21 protein-coding genes are annotated in these 18,720 nt (G+C 60.2%); 5 read left to right on the top strand and 16 right to left on the bottom strand.

The genetic code is table 11. The features are described 5' to 3' along the window. Positions 1 to 5: 5 nt before the first annotated feature. The 4 genes from C4J94_RS12250 to C4J94_RS12235 form a co-directional block, all read right to left on the bottom strand. Complete coding sequence (locus C4J94_RS12250; RefSeq protein WP_124386400.1) at positions 6 to 251, bottom strand: DUF1652 domain-containing protein; 246 nt, start codon at positions 249 to 251, stop codon at positions 6 to 8. A 434-nt stretch (positions 252 to 685) separates the two neighbouring features. Next, positions 686 to 946, bottom strand: coding sequence for a hypothetical protein (locus C4J94_RS12245; RefSeq protein ID WP_124386399.1), 261 nt, complete (start codon positions 944 to 946; stop codon positions 686 to 688). A 205-nt stretch (positions 947 to 1,151) separates the two neighbouring features. Continuing rightward, the gene (locus C4J94_RS12240; RefSeq protein ID WP_124386398.1) at positions 1,152 to 1,481 is read right to left on the bottom strand and encodes a hypothetical protein; all 330 of its coding nucleotides are present in this window, start codon (positions 1,479 to 1,481) and stop codon (positions 1,152 to 1,154) included. 83 nt (positions 1,482 to 1,564) lie between these two features. Beyond that, positions 1,565 to 2,002, bottom strand: coding sequence for a DUF3995 domain-containing protein (locus C4J94_RS12235; RefSeq protein ID WP_124386397.1), 438 nt, complete (start codon positions 2,000 to 2,002; stop codon positions 1,565 to 1,567). Between the two features lie 93 nt (positions 2,003 to 2,095). Between C4J94_RS12235 and C4J94_RS12230 the strand changes: the two genes are divergently transcribed. Together C4J94_RS12230 and C4J94_RS12225 are read left to right on the top strand one after the other, a co-directional pair. Continuing rightward, entirely contained in the window at positions 2,096 to 2,485 is a 390-nt protein-coding gene (locus tag C4J94_RS12230) for a DUF2946 domain-containing protein (protein WP_124386396.1), read from the top strand. Between the two features lie 94 nt (positions 2,486 to 2,579). After that, the gene (locus C4J94_RS12225) at positions 2,580 to 4,706 is read left to right on the top strand and encodes a TonB-dependent siderophore receptor (RefSeq protein ID WP_124386395.1); all 2,127 of its coding nucleotides are present in this window, start codon (positions 2,580 to 2,582) and stop codon (positions 4,704 to 4,706) included. Positions 4,707 to 4,777: 71 nt separating this feature from the next. Here the strand turns inward: C4J94_RS12225 and C4J94_RS12220 are convergent, their stop codons facing one another. Then, positions 4,778 to 5,794 (bottom strand): ABC transporter substrate-binding protein, encoded by a 1,017-nt coding sequence (locus C4J94_RS12220; RefSeq protein ID WP_124386394.1) that lies wholly within the window; start codon positions 5,792 to 5,794, stop codon positions 4,778 to 4,780. A 125-nt stretch (positions 5,795 to 5,919) separates the two neighbouring features. After that, positions 5,920 to 6,396, bottom strand: a complete 477-nt coding sequence (locus C4J94_RS12215) for a hypothetical protein (protein WP_124386393.1) — start codon at positions 6,394 to 6,396, stop codon at positions 5,920 to 5,922. A gap of 378 nt (positions 6,397 to 6,774) precedes the next feature. Here C4J94_RS12215 and C4J94_RS12210 point away from each other — a divergent pair, with 378 nt between their 5' ends. From C4J94_RS12210 to C4J94_RS12200, 3 genes are all read left to right on the top strand, one after another. Continuing rightward, a complete protein-coding gene (locus C4J94_RS12210; RefSeq protein WP_124386392.1) occupies positions 6,775 to 7,050 on the top strand; it encodes a hypothetical protein in 276 nt (91 codons plus the stop codon). A 110-nt stretch (positions 7,051 to 7,160) separates the two neighbouring features. Next, entirely contained in the window at positions 7,161 to 7,391 is a 231-nt protein-coding gene (locus tag C4J94_RS12205; protein WP_124386391.1) for a hypothetical protein, read from the top strand. 71 nt (positions 7,392 to 7,462) lie between these two features. Continuing rightward, entirely contained in the window at positions 7,463 to 7,705 is a 243-nt protein-coding gene (locus tag C4J94_RS12200; RefSeq protein WP_124386390.1) for a DUF2789 domain-containing protein, read from the top strand. On the opposite strand, the gene C4J94_RS12195 is transcribed toward C4J94_RS12200, so the two are convergent. From C4J94_RS12195 to iolD, 10 genes are all read right to left on the bottom strand, one after another. Then, positions 7,706 to 7,909 (bottom strand): hypothetical protein, encoded by a 204-nt coding sequence (locus tag C4J94_RS12195; RefSeq protein ID WP_124386389.1) that lies wholly within the window; start codon positions 7,907 to 7,909, stop codon positions 7,706 to 7,708. Positions 7,910 to 8,024: 115 nt separating this feature from the next. Beyond that, a complete protein-coding gene (locus C4J94_RS12190; RefSeq protein ID WP_372240896.1) occupies positions 8,025 to 9,257 on the bottom strand; it encodes a methyl-accepting chemotaxis protein in 1,233 nt (410 codons plus the stop codon). A 544-nt stretch (positions 9,258 to 9,801) separates the two neighbouring features. After that, positions 9,802 to 10,206 carry a TraR/DksA C4-type zinc finger protein gene (locus C4J94_RS12185; protein ID WP_003191666.1) on the bottom strand — a complete coding sequence of 135 codons (405 nt, stop codon included), beginning with the start codon at positions 10,204 to 10,206 and terminating at the stop codon, positions 9,802 to 9,804. A 423-nt stretch (positions 10,207 to 10,629) separates the two neighbouring features. After that, the gene (locus tag C4J94_RS12180; protein WP_124386388.1) at positions 10,630 to 11,652 is read right to left on the bottom strand and encodes an ABC transporter permease; all 1,023 of its coding nucleotides are present in this window, start codon (positions 11,650 to 11,652) and stop codon (positions 10,630 to 10,632) included. A 25-nt stretch (positions 11,653 to 11,677) separates the two neighbouring features. Further along, entirely contained in the window at positions 11,678 to 13,231 is a 1,554-nt protein-coding gene (locus C4J94_RS12175; protein WP_124386387.1) for a sugar ABC transporter ATP-binding protein, read from the bottom strand. Positions 13,232 to 13,296: 65 nt separating this feature from the next. Then, a complete protein-coding gene (locus C4J94_RS12170; RefSeq protein WP_124362704.1) occupies positions 13,297 to 14,232 on the bottom strand; it encodes a sugar ABC transporter substrate-binding protein in 936 nt (311 codons plus the stop codon). 48 nt (positions 14,233 to 14,280) lie between these two features. Next, the gene (locus C4J94_RS27610) at positions 14,281 to 14,457 is read right to left on the bottom strand and encodes a hypothetical protein (RefSeq protein WP_164485572.1); all 177 of its coding nucleotides are present in this window, start codon (positions 14,455 to 14,457) and stop codon (positions 14,281 to 14,283) included. A gap of 127 nt (positions 14,458 to 14,584) precedes the next feature. Beyond that, entirely contained in the window at positions 14,585 to 15,613 is a 1,029-nt protein-coding gene (locus C4J94_RS12165; protein ID WP_124386386.1) for a Gfo/Idh/MocA family oxidoreductase, read from the bottom strand. A gap of 136 nt (positions 15,614 to 15,749) precedes the next feature. After that, complete coding sequence (locus tag C4J94_RS12160; RefSeq protein ID WP_124386385.1) at positions 15,750 to 16,760, bottom strand: Gfo/Idh/MocA family protein; 1,011 nt, start codon at positions 16,758 to 16,760, stop codon at positions 15,750 to 15,752. A 19-nt stretch (positions 16,761 to 16,779) separates the two neighbouring features. Beyond that, positions 16,780 to 18,711, bottom strand: coding sequence for a 3D-(3,5/4)-trihydroxycyclohexane-1,2-dione acylhydrolase (decyclizing) (gene iolD, locus C4J94_RS12155; protein ID WP_124386384.1), 1,932 nt, complete (start codon positions 18,709 to 18,711; stop codon positions 16,780 to 16,782). Positions 18,712 to 18,720 lie beyond the last annotated feature (9 nt).

Genomic DNA, 18,720 nt, shown 5'->3' with positions numbered 1-18,720 from the left:
AGGTTCTAGCCGGCGGCAAACCCACGGCGCCCGGCCCTGAGTTCCGTGCGCAACTCCCCTATCAGGTTCGAGATGGAACGCACACTGTCCAGGCCCTCGGGGGACACGCGGGTGAGCAAGAGGTCGACGCGACCGGACGTCGGTTCGAAGATACTGATGCGCAGCGAACCATCCCTGTTCAGGCTGCAATCGCAGGCCAGCGGCAGGAATCCAGAGGCCATGATGCGGTTGAATTCGACGATCGAGATCATGACAGCACCCTTGCGTGGGCCTCAGCCTGTAGCGGTGATGCAAACAGCGTAGATGAGGTTTCTGCGGCGGGCTGGACGATTCGCTCAAAGTGTTGACCAGGCCTCATTTCGCTAGGTACCGCTGGCGTGGCAAAGGGCAAGTGCCAACGACTGGTTTATGCACCGGATCAAATCCAAGGCAAAAAAAATCCCAAGTAGCTGATGGAAACTTGGGATTTAAAAATGCATAAACCGTGGGAGGTGAACGCACGGCTATAGTAGCGATTGCCAAAACCGGTCACAAGATTATTTTATTCCTTTCGTCGGATTTGAACCGTCGTAAGTCATTCAATAACCACATGTTTTTTAAGGGAAGCAGGCTTTTAGCGCCTCTTTTTGGTGCAATACCCGACACTAAGCGCTTCATGTAACCGCTTATAAGTAAGGGACAATAATTATTGAACTTTCGTCCGTTTTACGCCCTGTTCATTCAACTGTCTGCACGCCTCGCCAAGTTCAACATTGGTTGAAGCGGCGGCTCCGGCAACCCGCTCCAAATGAAGGCACAGTGCCAACTGCTCGGCGGCTTCTTCACGCTGGCGATCTACCTTGGCGTTGAGTTGCACGAAATAGACCCCCAGCAGCACAGCAGCGCCCAGCACGGCCAGTACGAAGTTGCGCAGGCTCTTTGATGGTTGAGGGGCTGAGGCACTCATGAAATCAGTGCGCCCTGCTCCTGGGTGGGCACCCCAAACAGCGCGAAGACTTCACCTGCCTTTACATAGACCGTGGGACAGGCCGTCGCTCGAATAAGCACTTGCATACACGCCTCCTGATCAAGGACGCGATTGTATGCAAATACATACACAGCATTTGTCGTGGATTTGTAAACCGGCCGCGCTGGAAAGCTGGAGAAGGTGCTTACTTGCGCGCCACTTTGTAGCGCAGGCAATCCTGGTAGAACGTCTGGCGAATCGCCTCGGGCTTGAGCCGGGAACGGCTGTCGTAGGTCTGCTCGGTGATGCCCATGGCCATCATGCGCATCCACGATTTGTTGAACTTGATGGACTGGATCTTCTGCCGCGCAGCGTACAGCGACACTCCCGACAGCTTGAGTTCCTGAGCCCTTGCGGCCGTGCCTGCGCCCCAACTGCACATGTACTTGTCGCCCTCGCGCAACTCCCGAGCCTGCACGGCAGCGGCGCCGCCAGCCAATGAACAGGCAATCAGCATGATTCCAACAGTGCGCATTAGCTTCCTCACCTAACCACCTGAAATAAAAGTGATTCTGGCGAGAATTTTGTTACAAGGGGGCCATCAGATTGCCTTATCCCTCAACCCCATGCGACCACCAGCAACCCCGCTCCCAGCACCAGGCACAGTGGCGAATACAGATAGGTATCCAACCTGGCGAACCTTGAGCCAACCACCTTCTTGAAAAAACCCACCAGCTCCGAATCGCCAATCGCCCGGGCGAACATCAGCACGGCAATCGCACTGATCCCCCATTGCAGCGCTCCATGGGACACCGGCGAAAAGTACAGTCCGGCGCGCAGGCAGACGAGCAGTGCAATCGCCACCAGCCCCATGGCGACGAGAAAGGTGCCCAGCGCCGAGGGCTTGAACGCCGGCCTGGGCCCGCTGGCGAATTCGCCCGGCAATTGAGGAATGGCCGCCAGGCTGCCGAGTTTGCCGCCAGCGGCCCAGTACAAATGCACCATGCTGATGCAGGTAAAAATCCCGACGATCCAGCGCGCAATGACGAAGCTCATGGCGGGCTCCTCCCAGAAATGTGCGAATGAGGATAGACGCCCTGATATTTTCTGCAGGTATTTCGTCGGCGGCTGATGGTAAAGTGCCGCCCCATGAAATTCGCCCATACCGACCGCTCGCTCATTGCCTGGATGCTGTATTGCAGCGTCCTGTTCAATGTGTTCGCCTGCAGCATCGGGCATGGGCAGATGGTCGGGATGCAGCTCAACGGCATCAGCGGTCAGTTCTGTACGGTTGACCCGCGCACCCAGGCGCCCGTGCCCTCGAACTCGACCGATGACAGCCTGCCAACGCTGGCCAAGGCGTTCGGCTGCCCGCTGTGCTCCACGGGCGGCATGGGCCCCGCGCTCAGCAGTCACCTGAATGTGGCGGTGCTGCCACAGCCGCACGCACCGCCTCCGGCCGTGGTACTCGCCGCTGACATCCCTGCCCGCTTCACCTGGCCTACGGCTCACCCGCGCGCGCCGCCTGTTTCTGCCTGATCCCTGCGCTTTCCCCTCTGCACTGGCCCGCATTTCCCTGAGGAAACACGCGCGGCCGTGCGTTGTTTTCAAGCCACGTTTTCAGGATTCAACCATGAAACATATTCCCCTGCTGGCGGGCCTGTTCGGCTGCCTGCCTGTCTGCGCTCCAGCCCTTGAGCTGGCCCCGACCACCATTGAAGGCGAGCAAACTGCTGATCCCGGCCTGGCCCTGGATCAATCCAGCGGTGTGGCGTCGCGCCTGGGATTGAGCGTGCGCGAAACCCCGGCGTCAGTGGCCATCGCTTCACGCAACGACATCGAGCGCCGAGGCGCCAAGACCTTCCGCGACGCCGCCAATACCCTGCCCGGCGTCAACGCCAGCGCGCCTCCGGGCTTTGGAGGTTTTGTCTCATACCGCGGCTTCACCAGCAGCCAGATCACCCAGATGTTCAACGGCATCAACGTCGCCACCGGCCTGGCGCGGCCAGTGGATGCGTGGATCTACGACCGTGTCGAACTGGTGGGTGGCCCCTCCTCCCTGATCAATGGCGCAGGCTCCGTAGGCGGTTCGCTGAACTACGTGACCAAACTGGCCAGCCGTGACGAACAGGCCGCCGAAGGCCAACTGAGCTATGGCAGCCATGACACCGCCGGCATGGCTATTGGCCTTAACCATGCGCTGACGGAGCCCGGAGCCGATGTGCAGCATTACGCGCGCCTGGATGTGAGCCGCAACACGCAGCACAGCTACATCGACCGCGACCAGCGCGAAGCCTGGAGCCTGGCGTTTTCCTTGCTCAGCGACCTGACCCCGGACCTGTCCCATACCCTGGCCCTGGAATATCAGGACGAGCACGAAGACAGCCCCTACTGGGGCACTCCGGTGCTCAATCCCAAGGCCGGCGAGCTGAAGATCGACAAGCACAACCGCTTCAACAACTACAACGTCGCGGACGGGCGCTACGAGCAGCGCACATTATGGGCACGCTCGATCATCGACTACCGGATCAACGACAGCACCCGCCTGAAAAACACCCTCTACCACCTCGACAGCCAGCGCGACTACCGCAACCTGGAAACCTACCAATACAACGCCGACAACAGCGCGGTGAACCGCTCGACGGCCTATCAGGTGCGGCATCAGGGTGAGCAGCATGGCAACCAGTTCGAGCTGCGCCATGAGGACACTGTCTTCGGCTTGGCCACCACCTGGTCCGGTGGCTTCGAATACAAGGTCAACAGCACCACCAACAGCCCCCTGAACGTGCCGGGCAACAGCACGGTAGACCCGAACGGCTACAACCCGGGCCACTTCTACGACATTCCCGGCACCCGCCCCGGTTTTATCAAAGACAAGACCAATGCGGTGACCACCAAGGCGCTGTTCGTGGAAAACCGCCTGGGCTTGACCGACAAGTTGTCGCTGCTCACCGGCCTGCGCTATGACGCCATCGACCTTGACGTCACCAACCACCGAGCGGTAACCGCCTCCAACCCCCGGCATTTCAAGCGCAGTTGGGAACCGGTGACCGGGCGCGTGGGCTTGACTTACCAGTTCATTCCAACGGCCAACATCTACGTGCAATACAGCACCGCTGCCGAACAGCCGAGCACCACCACCCAGGTATTCGACGTATCGACCGGCAAGCAGTGGGAAATCGGCAGCAAGTTCGATTACCTCGACGGTCGTGGCGCCGCCACGCTTGCCGCTTACAGGATCGAACGAAAGGATTTCGCCGTGACCGATCCGCAGGACCCGACCAGCAGCATTCCGGTGGGAGCCCAGTCATCCAGGGGTATCGAACTGGCCAGTTCGCTGCGGATAACCCCCAGCCTGCTGGCTGAAGGCAACTTCGCCTGGGTGGATGCGCAATACGATGACTTCAACGAGAAAACCGCCAGCGGTGCCGTGGTGTCGCGCAAGGGCAATACGCCGACTAACGTACCCAAGCGTGTAGGCAACCTGTGGCTGACGTATGACTTTTCCGAGGACTGGCAAGGCGGTGTGGATGTGCGCTACGTCGACCAGGTGTATGCCGACAGTGCCAACACCCAGACGGTACCGGCCTACACCCTGTTTGGCACGTCCCTGCGCTATAAGTGGGATGCACAGACCTCGATAACCGGTCGAGTCCGTAACTTGACCAACGAGGTGTACGCCGAGTTTGCCCACGTATCGCCAGCGTATTATCTGGGCTCCCCGCGGACCTTTGAGTTAGCGGTGCAGACGCGCTTCTAGCGTTGAGGCTCGCGTGATCGTTCCCACGCGGGAGTGGGAACGATCCGGGCTCCATCATTCGGCTGTGCGCGCTACTTGAGGCTCGCCTCGACCTTGCGGGCCACATCGTCGGTCAACCACGCCTTCCACACCTCAGGATGCTGCTTGAGGAACGCCTGGGCGACTTCCCTGGGTGGCGTGTGATGCTCGCTCATCGTCGCCAATGCCGTGTTCAGTGGCTCGATGGGAAACTCGACCTTCTGGAAGAACTGCGCAATTTGCGGATGTTCCTTCTGGAACGGCGTGGACACACCAATGCTCAACTTGGACGCCAAAGACCGCGTCGGCTTGGGGTTCGGATTGTCCGCATCCGTCAGGGTCTTCCAGGCCTCGGCGTCGAACGGCGGTTCTTCGAGCTGAATCAATTTATAGCGGCCCATCAACGGTGTAGGCGACCAGTAGTAGAACAGCACTGGCTTGCCTCGGCGGATCGACGACGCAATCTCGGCATCCAGCGCCGCCCCCGAGCCGCTGCGGAAGTTCACATAGCTGTCGTCCAGGCCGTACGCCTTGAGCTTTTGCTTGTTGACCACTTCGGAGGTCCAGCCGATGGGGCTGTTGAGAAAGCGCCCTTTGCCTGGGGATTCCGGGTCTTTGAACACGTCCTTGTAGCGCGCCAGGTCATTTACGCTTTTCAGGTCAGGGGCCAGCGGCTTGATATTCTTGCTCGCATCACCCTTGACCACGTATTCCGGCACCCACCAGCCTTCGGTGGCACCCTTTACCGTATCGCCCAGGCCCACCACCTTGCCTTCAGCCTCCGCCTTGACCCACACCGGGCTGCGGCCCGCCCACTCTTCACCAATCACCTGAATGTCGTTCTTGGCCAAGGCCGTTTCCAGGGTAATGGTGGTACCGGGCAAGGTGTCGGTGGGCAAGTCGAAGCCCTTCTCGACGATGAACCGCAGTACCTCGGTAATCAGGCTGCCACTTTCCCAGTTCAGGTCGGCAAAGTGCACGGGCGCCTGTGCTGCTGACGCGGGCAGTGACGCCATTGACAGCCCCACGGCCGTCAGCGATGCCGCCAGCAGTGTTCTCAATCCTTTCATCCCCAAGCACCTCGCGATAACGCAGCAATCAGCGAACGGCTTTGCTGCTATGCGCGAAGCCTCTGAGTAGTTAAGTCAACTCAACTGTAGTAGAGGTTCCGGGAGACGAAGGAAGTTCGCCGTATTTACGCTTGCTCGCTGGCCTTGAACGTCACCAGTTCGCCCTTGCGCCACTTGGCGGCTTTGCCTGTCACGGCTTTGAGAGTTTTGGTCAGGCCTTCCTGCAGTTGTTCGTGGGCGGCAAATACCAGCATGACGCTATGGCCTTCCTTGAACACAATGCCCTCGCCCTCGGCCGATGACACAAAGGCGTAGTCGCCCAAGCCATACACGGTCAACTTGATATCGCGGAACTTGAGTTCGAACTTGCCACCTTCGCGGCTGGGCAATACGGCCGCGCGAAAATGATCGCCAACCTTGAGTTCCAGGCGTTGCTTGTCGTCTACCACCAACGCTGCTTCGGTATCGATCTCAGCGATGTAGATACCTTCCGGCGTCTGTTCGGTAACGTAGACAAAACGAGATTGAAACTGCTTGACCAACTTTGCACGCAAATCACCCAGCACGAATAACGCGTGCATATCCAGATTACTGACTGCCAAGGAAACGCCCCCACATCGAAATAGCACTGACCGCTTGAGCGGGCAGCACAAAAAAACGGCCGTTACGGCACGATCACACACTCGTTAAAAATCTGAAGAAAAACCCATAAAACCCGTACAGAAAGGCGCGGTGGCCCTTTTGCAAGGTCATCCGGCAACACAGCAAATCACAGGTTCGACGACCCGAGAATACGAGTCGAGCAACTTCAGAGAATAACCTGATTAAAAACGCAGTTTTCCGACACGCATCACAAAAGAAAATACCCGGGCATGGAACCAGGCGCGGGCTGCCGACGACAATAGTAAAACAGCAACACAAGTCAAAACCACCGTAAAGATGGCGGCTATATCAACAAGGTCGATCGACAGGAGCTGAGCATGCAACGACGTCAACACGAGGACACGTCTTTCCACACTCGTTCATCATGTCCAGACGAACAGCAATACTACTGCTTACCCACGCCCAATGTGTACTCCAATTCCGTGCTTTATCGGGTCGTGCCCGCCGGAAAGAACTTTTTCCATATCCAGGAAGTGACCAGTGGCAGGATAAAAGGCTTTCGCAGCGATCACACCAAGGCCTGTGCACTGGCCAGGGCCCTGGAAGCCAACCTGCATAGCCTGCACGGCACGCACGCTTCGTCACCTGGCTGACTTTACTGCACAGCGGCCCTTCAACAACTGCCATACTGACCCGTCCATTGAAGTTTGCCCCCTGCGGGTCAGGTTTCATCAGTGCAGTTACCGCGAAGGGAAGGCTATACGTGACGGAATTTGATATTGGCGAATTTTATATCCATGGCGATGCCAGGGAAGTAGACGGTGAGTTTCAAGCGGTCATCATCATGCGGGCCAAACCACCGCTGACCACCGTCACAGCGCACCAAGTAGAGAAAGACCGCTGGTTCAAGACCGTTGACGCTGCCGCCGTTGCAGCAAAAGAAGCCGCCAAGGCCCTGAAAACCGCAGTGGATTCAGGCGCGCTCAATTCGTGACAATCCGATAGAACTCTCACGCGCCCTACCCCTCACATGCATGACGATAATCGGCTCGCATGGAGAATGTTATGGACACCACCACCCCGACACTGGAAACCCTGTTCGAGCAATTGGGCCTGGATTCGACTCAGGAAGGCATCGAACGCTTCACCGCCGAGCACCGCCTGCCGGATGAAGTAAAACTCGTCGACGCGCCGTTCTGGAGTGAACAGCAGGCCAATTTCCTGCGCGAACAATTGCACGTCGACGCCGAATGGGCGCCGGCAGTCGATGACCTCAACGCCCTGCTGCACGAATCGCCCAGCGCCTGATCAATGCAGGCTGTCTGACTGCTCCAGGCGCAACAGCGCTTGCCAGGCAGCCTTGCATTCCTGCGCTTCCTCGCGACTGGCAAAGGCAGTACCGCGCTGTTCGCCATTGAGCAAGACCACCCAGCAGGCGCGCTGTCCCAGCGCACGAAGGGTTTCGGGTACGCCGCTACCGATCATCACGGCCACATCGACTTTGTTTTGCATGACGCTTCTCCGCAGCATTAGTTAGCTGGCTAACAATGTTGGCAATACTACGGTTTTGTACCAGTCGGAAAAAGCTATCCCAGGAATAGCTTCGTTGCATAAACGGCAACAATCCCTAAGGTTTGGGCGTGGCGTCCTGCGGCTTGTAGCCCAGGCGCAAGCCACCCCAATGTCGCCCGTGCACCATGATCGGCACCGACAGGTCGTGCATCAGCTCGCCGGTATCGCGGGTGTAGGTCTGCAGCAACATGGCTTGTTGATGGCTACCGCAACGCAGGCCGGTACGGTCGTCAAACTTGCGCTTGGTGCGGTTTTGCACCGCGTCCACGCGCGCATCACCGGTCAAGGCGTGGGAAAACGCTTTGTTGTGGGTCGGCACATAGCCCTGCGGGGTACAGGCGATGGCAAACACCAGACCTTCATGGCGCGGCAACAGCGCCTCTTGAATGCCGGGCAATACCTGGTCGGTGTAGGCGTCGAAACGCGTTTGATATTTGCTCGGGCTTGTATTGGGGATCAGCGTGTAGCTGCGGTCAAACAGATCCTCCTGGCTGATCCGGCTGTGCTGCACGTCCGTCTCGAACTGTTCGCCAATGCGCCTCGCGCCTTCGCGAGCCAGGTCGTAGATACGCTGGTGATAGTCATCCAGGCCGACGTGCGCCAGGCGCTCGCTGATGGTTTCGGCCTGCCCTTCCATTTGCACCGCAGCGTCGGCCAGTTGGCGGGTTTGCTGATCGCTCACCGTGAGGTCGCTGCGCATCTGCTCCATGGCGTGGAACAGACTATCGAGTTGCGTGCGGTTGGTGTCGGTGCCCTGGGCGATTTCATTGACCTGCTGTTCCACATCCGCCGCCAGGCTGGCGATACTCGCCAAGTGTTCGCCGGCAGACTCCACCTGTTCGACACCGGTGTGCAGGTCCGCCGACAGCTGGCGAATCTGCTCCACCACCTGGGCCGTGCGCTGCTGGATATCGGCGACCATCACCCCAACTTCACCGGTGGCTGTGGCCGTACGCCCGGCGAGCCCGCGCACTTCATCGGCGACCACGGCAAACCCGCGTCCATGTTCACCGGCCCGCGCCGCCTCGATCGCCGCGTTCAGCGCCAACAGGTTGGTCTGGCTGGCGATAGACTGGATCACCAGCGTCACGCGCTGGATTTCCTCGCTGCGCTGGCTCAACGCCTCGATCAGCTCACGGCTGGCATCGGCACGCTGGCTGAGCTGATGCATGCGGGTGATGGACTGCACTAGCACTTCACGGCCTTCGCTGCTGCGCTGGTGGGCCTGGCTGGCCGCGCCCAGGGCCTGGCGGCTGAGTTGGGAAGTGACTTGTTCGGTGCCGATCATCACTTGCGCGCTGCTGACAATCTGTTGGGAGGCGCTTAGTTGCGATTGCAAGCGCGCAGCCAACTGCTTGACCGAATAAGCCACACCTGCGGCGGAGAGTGCGTTGTGGCTGGTGGTATGGGAGAGGTCGCGCGTCAGCTCGCCAATGGCATCGCTGGCTGCAGCGTGCGCCACCACAGGCTTGGAACTTTTCAGGCGAGGTAGCCAGATCACCAGCAAGGCCAGCGGCAGGCAGAGATAGAGCGGCAAGCGGGTAAATGCCAGACCCAGCAAGAGCAGCACCAGGGCGGTGCTCTGCACGAGCGGTGTCAGCCAACCGGGCAGCACGCGTGCCACCGTTTGCGGTGGTACTGCCGCGCCCATCAGCGATCCGTCTCCAGCCATTGTCGTTACCCCGCTGCTTGTCGTTATTGTGTCTGCATTAAACGCCAGTATCGGGCCATTATCCATGGGCCTTTAGTACGGGTGCTTGCAGTAGATCAATAACCAGGGCGTAACGAATAACTCTCTGGGGAGCCGAGCATGCGGCCCCCCGTACACCGCATCAGGCCTGACGCTGGTGCTTGTCGATCTGCTCGTGGCGCTCTTGGGCTTCGATGCAGTATTTGGTGGTGGGGCTGATCAGCAAGCGCTTGAGGCCGATAGGCTCGCCGCTGTCATCACACCAGCCAAAGGAATCTTCCTTGATGCGTTCCAGGGCACGCTCCAGCTGCGGCAGCATGCGCTGGTCGCGGTCGATGGCATTGACCAGCCAGGTGCGCTCTTCTTCCACGGAAGCGGCGTCGGCCGGGTCGGCCGGGGTGTCCAGGCTTTCAATGGCGATACGGTTCTGTTCGATGCGTTCGTGGTGTTCCACTTTCATGTCTTGCAGCAACTTCTCGAAAAAAGCGTGCTGTTCGGCATTCATGTAGTCATCCGCCGGCATGGCCAGCAACTTTTCCTTTGTCATTGATTTCTCTATAAAAAATACGTGCATTAAGGCGAATAAGGGAGCGTTCCGGTCGACCTCTGCAGGTCTCGGAAAGGCGCCATCCATTCCAAGCGCCACCCGGCACTCAATTTACGAGGGGCGGCAGTCTAAGGCCGACTGGAAGGCGCAGCAACTGAAATGACAGGCATTTTTTCCCGATCAACCCCCAAAAGCTCCAGGACGGGCTCGGCGAACGGTCATCGGAGTGCGTTTATAGCAAGAAATTCAGTCCAGTGGAGCTATATAGAAGACAAACGGTTAATACGGATGGCATAGAACTAAAAATGTGGGAGGGGGCTTGCCCCCGATAGCGGTCAGCCAGACATGGATGTGCAAGCTGACACAACGCCATCGGGGGCAAGCCCCCTCCCACACTTGACCGGTGCTGTCCTCAATATTGTCTCAACGCTTGAGCTTGCGCTTGTTGCGGTATTGGTCGATCACCACCGCCACCACGATGATCAGCCCCTTGATGATGTCCTGGATATACGCATCCACTCCGACAAAGGTAAACCCGCTGGCCATCACGCCGAGGATCAGCGCGCCGATCACGGTGCCGGTGATGCGCCCTACCCCGCCCGCCAGGCTGGTACCGCCGATCACCGCAGCGGCAATCGCGTCCAGCTCATAGGACATGCCCATGCCGGCCTGGCCGGTCGCCGCACGGGCCGAGGCCACCACGCCTGCCAGGCCTGCCAGCAACCCGGCGATGCTGTAGACGATGATCAGGTGCCGCTTGACGTTGATCCCCGAGGTGCGCGCCGCCTGCATGTTGCCGCCGATGGCGTAGGTGTACTTGCCGTACTTGGTGTAGCGCAGGGCGATATGGAAGATCACCGCCACCACCAGGAAAATGATCACCGGCATCGCGCCATGGCCGATGGCCGTGTACGAGTCCGAGAGCATGCTCACTGGCTGGCCTTCGGTGTAGTAGCGCGCCAGGCCACGGGCCGAGACCATCATGCCCAGGGTCGCGATGAAGGGCGGAATCCCGGTCACCGCAATAATGCTGCCGTTGATCGCCCCCGCCAGCAGCCCCACGCCCAGGCCCATGGCCACCGGGATCCACACCGGCAAGTCGGTCAGGGACGGAAACACCGCCCGGGAAAAGTCGGAAGTCTGCGCCAGGCTCGCAGCGATCATCGCTGACAAGGCCAGCACCGACCCGGAAGACAGGTCGATCCCGGTGGTGATGATCACCTGGGTCACGCCGATGGCCAGCAGGCCTATGATCGACACTTGCAGGATCATCAGCACCAGGCGCTGGGAGTTCATCAAAAAGCTCTGGTCGCGCACGATCCAGCCGAACAGTTCAAACACCAGGCCGATCCCGATCAGCACCAGGAAGATGCTCAGCTCGGTAGGCATGCGTCGACGGCTCTTGACCGGTGCCATTGCCGGCTTGTTGTCTGTTATTGCGTTCATAGCCAATTACCTTCTTATTCTGGAGTCAGTGGACCGCGGTCATACCGGAGGCCAGTTGCATGACTTTTTCCTGGGTGGCCTCAGCGCGATCCAGGGTGCCCATCAGTTCGCCTTCGTGCATCACCATCACCCGGTCGCTCATGCCAAGCACTTCGGGCAGTTCCGAAGAAATCATGATCACCGCCATGCCCTCGCTGGCGAGAAAGGCGATCAAGCGATAGATCTCGGCCTTGGCGCCCACGTCGATGCCGCGGGTCGGCTCATCGAGGATCAACAGACGCGGGTTGGTCATCAGCCAGCGCGCCAGCAGCGCCTTCTGCTGGTTACCGCCGGACAAGGTGTCAATGCACTGTTCCAGCGAGGGGGTTTTCACCCGCAGCTTCTTGCACATGTCTTCGCACAAGGCGCGCAAGGCCTTTTGCTGGATGAAACCGTTGCCCGAATAGTGCGGCAGCACCGCCATTTCCATGTTTTCCAGCACCGACAGGCACGGGAACAGGCCACTGAGCTTGCGGTCCTCGGTCAACAGCGCGAAGCCCTTTTCGATGGCCATGTGCGGATCGCTGATGCGCACCGGCTTGCCGTCGAGGGTGATCTGCCCGCTGCTGCTGGGGGTGATGCCGAAAATGGTTTCCGCCACGTTGGTGCGGCCCGAGCCCATCAGCCCGGCGATGCCGAGGATTTCACCGGCGTGCAGGTCAAACGAAACGTCCTTGAATACGCCGTCCAGGCTCAAGTCGCGCACCGACAGCAGCAAGTCACCGACCGGCGTCTCGCGCACCGGGAACAACTGGCTCAACTCGCGGCCAACCATCATCGAGATCAGGCTGTCGCTGTCCATGCTGTCGGCACGTTGCAGGCCGATGTACTGGCCGTCGCGAAACACCGCCACTTCATCGGCGATGGCAAACACTTCGTTCATCTTGTGCGTGATGTAGACGATGCCTTTGCCCTGAGACTTGAGGTCGGCAATGATCGAAAACAGGTGGGCGACTTCCTTTTCGGTAATCGCCGAGGTCGGTTCATCCATGATCAGGATGTCGGAGTCGTACGACACCGCCTTGGCGATCTCGACCATCTGCCGTTCGGCGATGCTCAGGTTGCCCACTTGCTCCTCCGGGTCGAGGTTGATGCGCAGGCGCGCCAGCAAATCGGCGGTGCAGCGGTGCATTTCACGGTGGTTGACCATGTGCAGGCTGTTGAGCTGCTCGCGGCCGATCCAGATATTTTCGGCGATGCTCATATGCGGCATCAGGTTGAGTTCCTGGTGGATCATCGCAATCCCGGCCTTCTGCGCCGCCAGCGGCGTCTCGAAGGTGATCGGCTTGCCCCGCAGGCGAATTTCGCCGGCATCGGGCTGATAGATGCCGGCGATGATTTTCATCAGCGTCGACTTGCCCGCACCGTTCTCGCCCATCAGCGCCAGCACGGTGCCGGGGCGCACTCGCAACTGCACATCGTCCAGGGCCACGACGCCGGGAAAGCCTTTGCTGATGTTGAGAATTTCCAGCAGGTAGGGTTCGTCCTGCGCCAGCGGCTGGGTACCCGGCGGCTGCGAGACAGTGGCATGAGCGAGCATAGGAAGGTACTCCATCTGCAGGGCGGCCGTGACCGCCCTGCCGGCTTAGGGTTGTGAGGTCAGGGCTACTTGAAGTCTTTGACGTTGTCCGGGGTGATCAGCTTGAACGGGATCACCACGTTCTGCTCCACCGGCTCGTTCCTGGCCATCTTGCGCGCCGCTTCCACCGAGCCCACGGCCTGGCCCTTGGCATCCTGGAACGCCGAGGCGGCCATCTCACCCTTGGTGATTGCGTTGAGGCCGTCCGGCGTGCCGTCGACCCCGGCGATCAACACGGTGCCAGGCTTGGTGCCTGCCGACTTCAGCGCCATCGAGGCGCCGATAGCCATCTCGTCGTTGTTGGCCAGCACGGCATTGAACTCGCGGCCCTGGGTCAGCCAGTCGTTGACCAGGGTCATGCCCCTGTCACGCAACCAGGTACCCGTCTGTTCCTGCTCGATCTTGATGCCCGGATAGTTAGCCAACACTTCCTTCACGCCCTTGGTACGGTTGGTGGTGGAGTTGTTCGCCAGGTCGCCGAGCAGGATCACGATCTTGCCTTTGCCGCCGAGTTTTTCGGCGATGTACTGCATTTGCAGCTTGCCGGCCTCAACGTCATCGGACGTCACCGCGACCACGTCCTTGGGCAAGTCTTTCTGGTCGGGACGGCGGTTGACGAACACCAGCGGAATCTTCGCCGCGGTGGCGGCCTTGATGATATTCGCGGTGGATGCGGTGTCCACCGGGTTGACGATGATGGCGTCGACTTTCTGGCTGATAAAGTTTTCGACCTGGCTCAGTTGCTTCACCACATCGGCGCGGGCGTCTTCGAACTGCAGTTGCACGCCGTCGCCCTTGGGATAGGACTTGGCCTGCTTGTCCATGTCTTCACGCAGGTAGGTCAGAAAGGTGTCATCGAAGGCGGACATGCTCACACCCACCTTGATGTCAGCGGCCGTGGCCACGCCGCTGGCGAGCAGCATTGACAAGGCCAGCGCGGTAAAACGGATCGGGGTCTTCATGAACGGTCTGTCTCCACTTTCTTGTTGGTTTTATGGACGTTACGTTTATCAGCGCTCAGCGGGCACCCGCACGACAGGCGCGCCTGGAATGCAGCAGACCAGCGCGCCCTGGTTTTCGACGCACAGCACATTGAGGAAGGAGAAGTAGAACGGCCGGGCGCGGGGCAGTCCGCGTGGCGTGTGGGCAGGGCGTAAAACTCGCAGTACAGCGTTGAAGATTTTCATCTGACGGTACCTGGTTGTTTTGATCTTGTTTTTGTTGAGTCGCCGGGGTCGAGCCCTAGGCGTACTTTATGCAACCTGGAAAAGACTTTATTGGAAAATAATTTCCATATCAACCTGTTTTAGAATTTTATTCTATTTTTGTCGAAACCACCTGTTGGCGCTCGGCGCTGAGGCGTGCGGCGTCCAATATACGGGTGGTTTCCAACGCCTCATAGGCGTTCACCGGCAGCGACCCCTGACCTTGCACGGCGCTTTGCAACTGCCGATAGAACTGCGTCCAGCAGCCTTTTTCCGACGGCACCCTCTCGCGCTCCGGCCCTTGCTCGAACCAGCCCCAGCGTCGATGCTCTTCGGCGCCCCAGTGCTCACCTTCGGTCTTCGGCGTCTTGCCGGCCATCAGCGCGGCTTCCTGCCCATCCAGCCCGTCCACGGTGTAACAACCCAGCGTGCCGCTGACGCGAAAGCGCGGTGCCTGGCTGTTCTGCAGCGCACTGCCCCACAGGTGCGAAACCACCCCGTTGGCGTGGGTCAGCGCGACGAAAAACCCGTGATCGAGGGTGGGATGCTCGGCGGTGAATTGCAATTGCGCGAATACCCGGTCCACCGGGCCGAACAGTTGCAGGGCCTGATCCACCAGATGGCTGCCGAGATCGCGCAACCAGCCACCGCCGCTGGCATTGCCGACTGCTTGCGGGGTGTAGCGTTCGACGCGGGATTCAAAGCGGGTGATTTCACCCAGGGCACCGGCATCGATGAGTTTGCGCAGGGTCAGGTAATCCGAGTCCCACCGCCGATTCTGGTAGACGCTGAGCAAGGTGCCTTGACGTTCAGCAGCAGTGATCAAGGCCTGGGCCTGCTCGGCGTTGGCGGCAAAGGGCTTGTCGCTGACCACCGCCACGCCGTGCTCGATGGCTTCAAGCACCAGCGCCGGGCGGCCTTTGAGGGTGGTGGAGATGACAAGGGCGTCGATGCCGGCCTCGACGATCTGGCCGATGCTGTCGAAGGCCTTTACCCCTGGAAGATCGGTATTCAGTTGCTGGCGCCGCTCGGGTGAACGGGTGACCACCCCCACAAACGTGGCGCCCGGCAATGTTGCAATCAGCGGCGCATGGAAAAAGCGCCCTCCATGGCCGTAGCCGACTAGTCCGATTCGCATGATTCACTCCTTCTTTGAAGTGCAAACCCAATCAAATGTGGGAGGGGGCTTGCCCCCGATGGCAGTGTGTCAGGTACAGATTTAGTGACTGACACTCAGCTATCGGGAGCAAGCCCCCTCCCACATTGACCGAGTGTTAGCCGTAGAAATGCGGGCGATCCGGCAGGCTGACCTTGACGATCTGCCCACTGCCCTGCGCTTCAATACAGGCATCCGCCGCCACCGCCGCCGCAAACCCGTCCCACGCCGACGGCCCGCCTACTTGCCCGGCGCGCACGCTGTCAATGAACGCCTGCAATTCCACGTCATAGGCGCCGATAAACCGGTCCTTCCAATCCATCAGAATCGCGTTCGACAGTTTCGCTTCACGGCGCAGCTGCACCTGGGAAGGCTCCGGCAACTTGGCGATGCCGCTCTCCCCCACCACTTCGCACTGGATGTCGTAGCCGTATTGGCAGTTGACGAACACCTCCACGTCGATGCGCGTGCCCTTGGCGGTCTCCAGCAGCACGATCTGCGGGTCGCGCAGGTGGGCCAGGGCCTTGCTGGTCTTGCGCGGGAACACCACCTGCACGGAGACATAGTCGTCGTTGAGCAACCAGCGCAGTACATCCAGCTCGTGGATCAGGGTGTCGGTAATCGCCATGTCGGTGTTGTAGTTCTCACCCACCGTCGGGTTGCGATGGGCGCAGTGCAGCATCAGCGGTTCGCCAATCTGGCCGCTGTCGATCACGGCCTTGAGTGCGCGATAACCTTCATCGTACGGGCGCATGAACCCGACTTGTACCAGGCGCTTGCCGTAGGCGACTTCGGCTTCGACGATTTTGCGGCAGCCTTCGGCGGTCACCGCCAGGGGTTTTTCGCAGAATACCGGTTTACCGGCCGCGATGGCGGCGAGCACGAACTCCTCGTGGCTCGGCCCCCACGAGGTCACCAGCACCGCTTGCACCTGCGGCGAGTTGATCAGCGCGTGGCCATCCGGGTACACCTCGGCGTCCAGCTTCAGGTCAGCCACCACCTTGGCTGCCTGCTCAAGGTTGATATCGGTGACCGCCACCACCTGGCTGTTGAGCAGGGTCTGGCTGCAACGACGAATATGGTCACGGCCAATGGCACCGGTTCCGATCACTCCAAGCTTCAACGACATACAAACACTCCTCTTGTTATTAGTACTGCCGGGCCTTGGCCAGGTGTTCATTGAGTTTTTTCGCGGCGGCATTGGTGCGTTCGCTGGTGGACACCTGTGCCACACCCACCCGCCACCACGACAGGTAACCGTGGACCATGGTTTTGGGCAGCACCTTGATATCGATCAGGGTCGACACGGTCTGGGTACGCGCATCCGCCAGTGCCGCTTGCAGTTGTTCCACGCTGCTGACCTTGTAGGTCTTGCACCCATAAGCCGCAGCGCTCATGGCGAAATCCACCGGCACCAGGCCGCCGTCGAGCTTGCCGCTCGCGGGGTTGCGGTAGCGGAACTCGGTGCCGAAGCTGTCCATGCCGTTGCCGATCTGCAGGTTGTTGATGCAGCCGAACGCCATGTTGTCGAGCAGCACCACGTTGATCTTGCGCCGCTCCTGGATCGAGGTGGCCAGCTCCGAATGCAGCATCATGTAGGAGCCATCGCCGACCAGCGCGTACACCTCTTTGCTCGGCTCGGCCAGCTTGACGCCGAGGGCGGCGTTGATCTCGTAGCCCATGCACGAATAGCCGTATTCGACGTGGTAGGTGTTGACGCCCTTGCTGCGCCAGGCGCGCTGCAGGTCGCCGGGCAGGCTGCCGGCGGCGGCGACAATGATTGCGTCGTCGGCGAGTGTCGCGTTGAGCACGCCCAGCACCCGGCTCTGGGTCAGGCACGAGCCGGTCAGCTCGATGAATTCGCGCAGTACCGCGCGGTCCAGGTGGTCGTCGACTTCAGGGACGAAATCATCGCCCAGGTACTCGACCTGGTGCACGCGGTCCACTTCAGCCTCCAGTTGCGCCTTGGCGTCGCGCACCTGCTCGCCCCAACCGGAGCGGTAATCGCCCAGGGCATCGGCCAGGGCTTCCAGGGCCGCCTTGGCGTCGGCCAGCACCTGCACACCGTCGAGTTTCAACGCATCGCCGGGGCAGATATTGAGGTTGAGGAACTTCACCTCGGCGTGTTTGAACAAGGATTTGGACGAGGTGGTGAAGTCGGTATAGCGGGTGCCGATACCGATGATCAGGTCCGCCTCGGGAGCCAGCAGGTTGGCCGCCAGGCAGCCGGTCTCGCCAATGCCACCGACGTTCAGCGCATGGCTGGACACCACCGCGCTCTTGCCCGCCTGGGTTTCGGCGAAGGGAATTTCGAAGCGCTCGGCAAAGGCCTGCAGCGCGGCGTTCGCGCCAGAGTATTTGACGCCGCCGCCGCAGATGATCAGCGGCTTGCGCTTGCCACTGAACGCCGCCAGCGCATCGCCGAGCATCGCGCTGGTCGGCGGACGCCGGTCAATACGGTGCACGCGCTTTTGCAGGAAATAATCCGGATAATCCCAGGCTTCGGCCTGCACGTCCTGGGGCAATGCCAGGGTCACCGCGCCGGTTTCAGCAGGGTCGGTGAGCACGCGCATGGCCTGAATCGCGGCCGTCATCAGTTGCTCGGGGCGGTTGATGCGGTCCCAGTATTTACTGACCGAGCGGAACGCATCGTTGGTGCTGATGCTCAAGTCGTGGAACTGTTCGACCTGTTGAAGCACCGGGTCCGGTTGGCGGCTGGCGTACACATCGCCAGGTAACAGCAGCAACGGAATACGGTTGGCGGTTGCGGTCGCCGCAGCGGTGAGCATATTCGCCGCGCCGGGCCCCACCGATGCGGTGCACGCGTAGATCTTGCGCCGCAGGTGCTGCTTGGCGAAACCGATGGCGGCGTGGGCCATGCCCTGTTCATTGCGGCCCTGATGCACCACCAGGTCGCCGCTGTCCTGCTCCAGCGCCTGGCCCAGGCCCAGCACATTGCCGTGGCCGAAAATCGTGAACACCCCGGCGACAAACTTGCTCTGCACGCCATCGACTTCGATGTATTGGTTATCCAGGAACTTCACCAGGGCCTGGGCCATGGTCAGTCGGGTTGTGGTCATGTTGCGCCC

It is taken from the genome of Pseudomonas sp. R5-89-07 (assembly GCF_003851685.1).
In the GTDB taxonomy this organism is placed as follows: domain Bacteria; phylum Pseudomonadota; class Gammaproteobacteria; order Pseudomonadales; family Pseudomonadaceae; genus Aquipseudomonas.
This window is presented reverse-complemented; position numbering and strand designations above follow the sequence as displayed.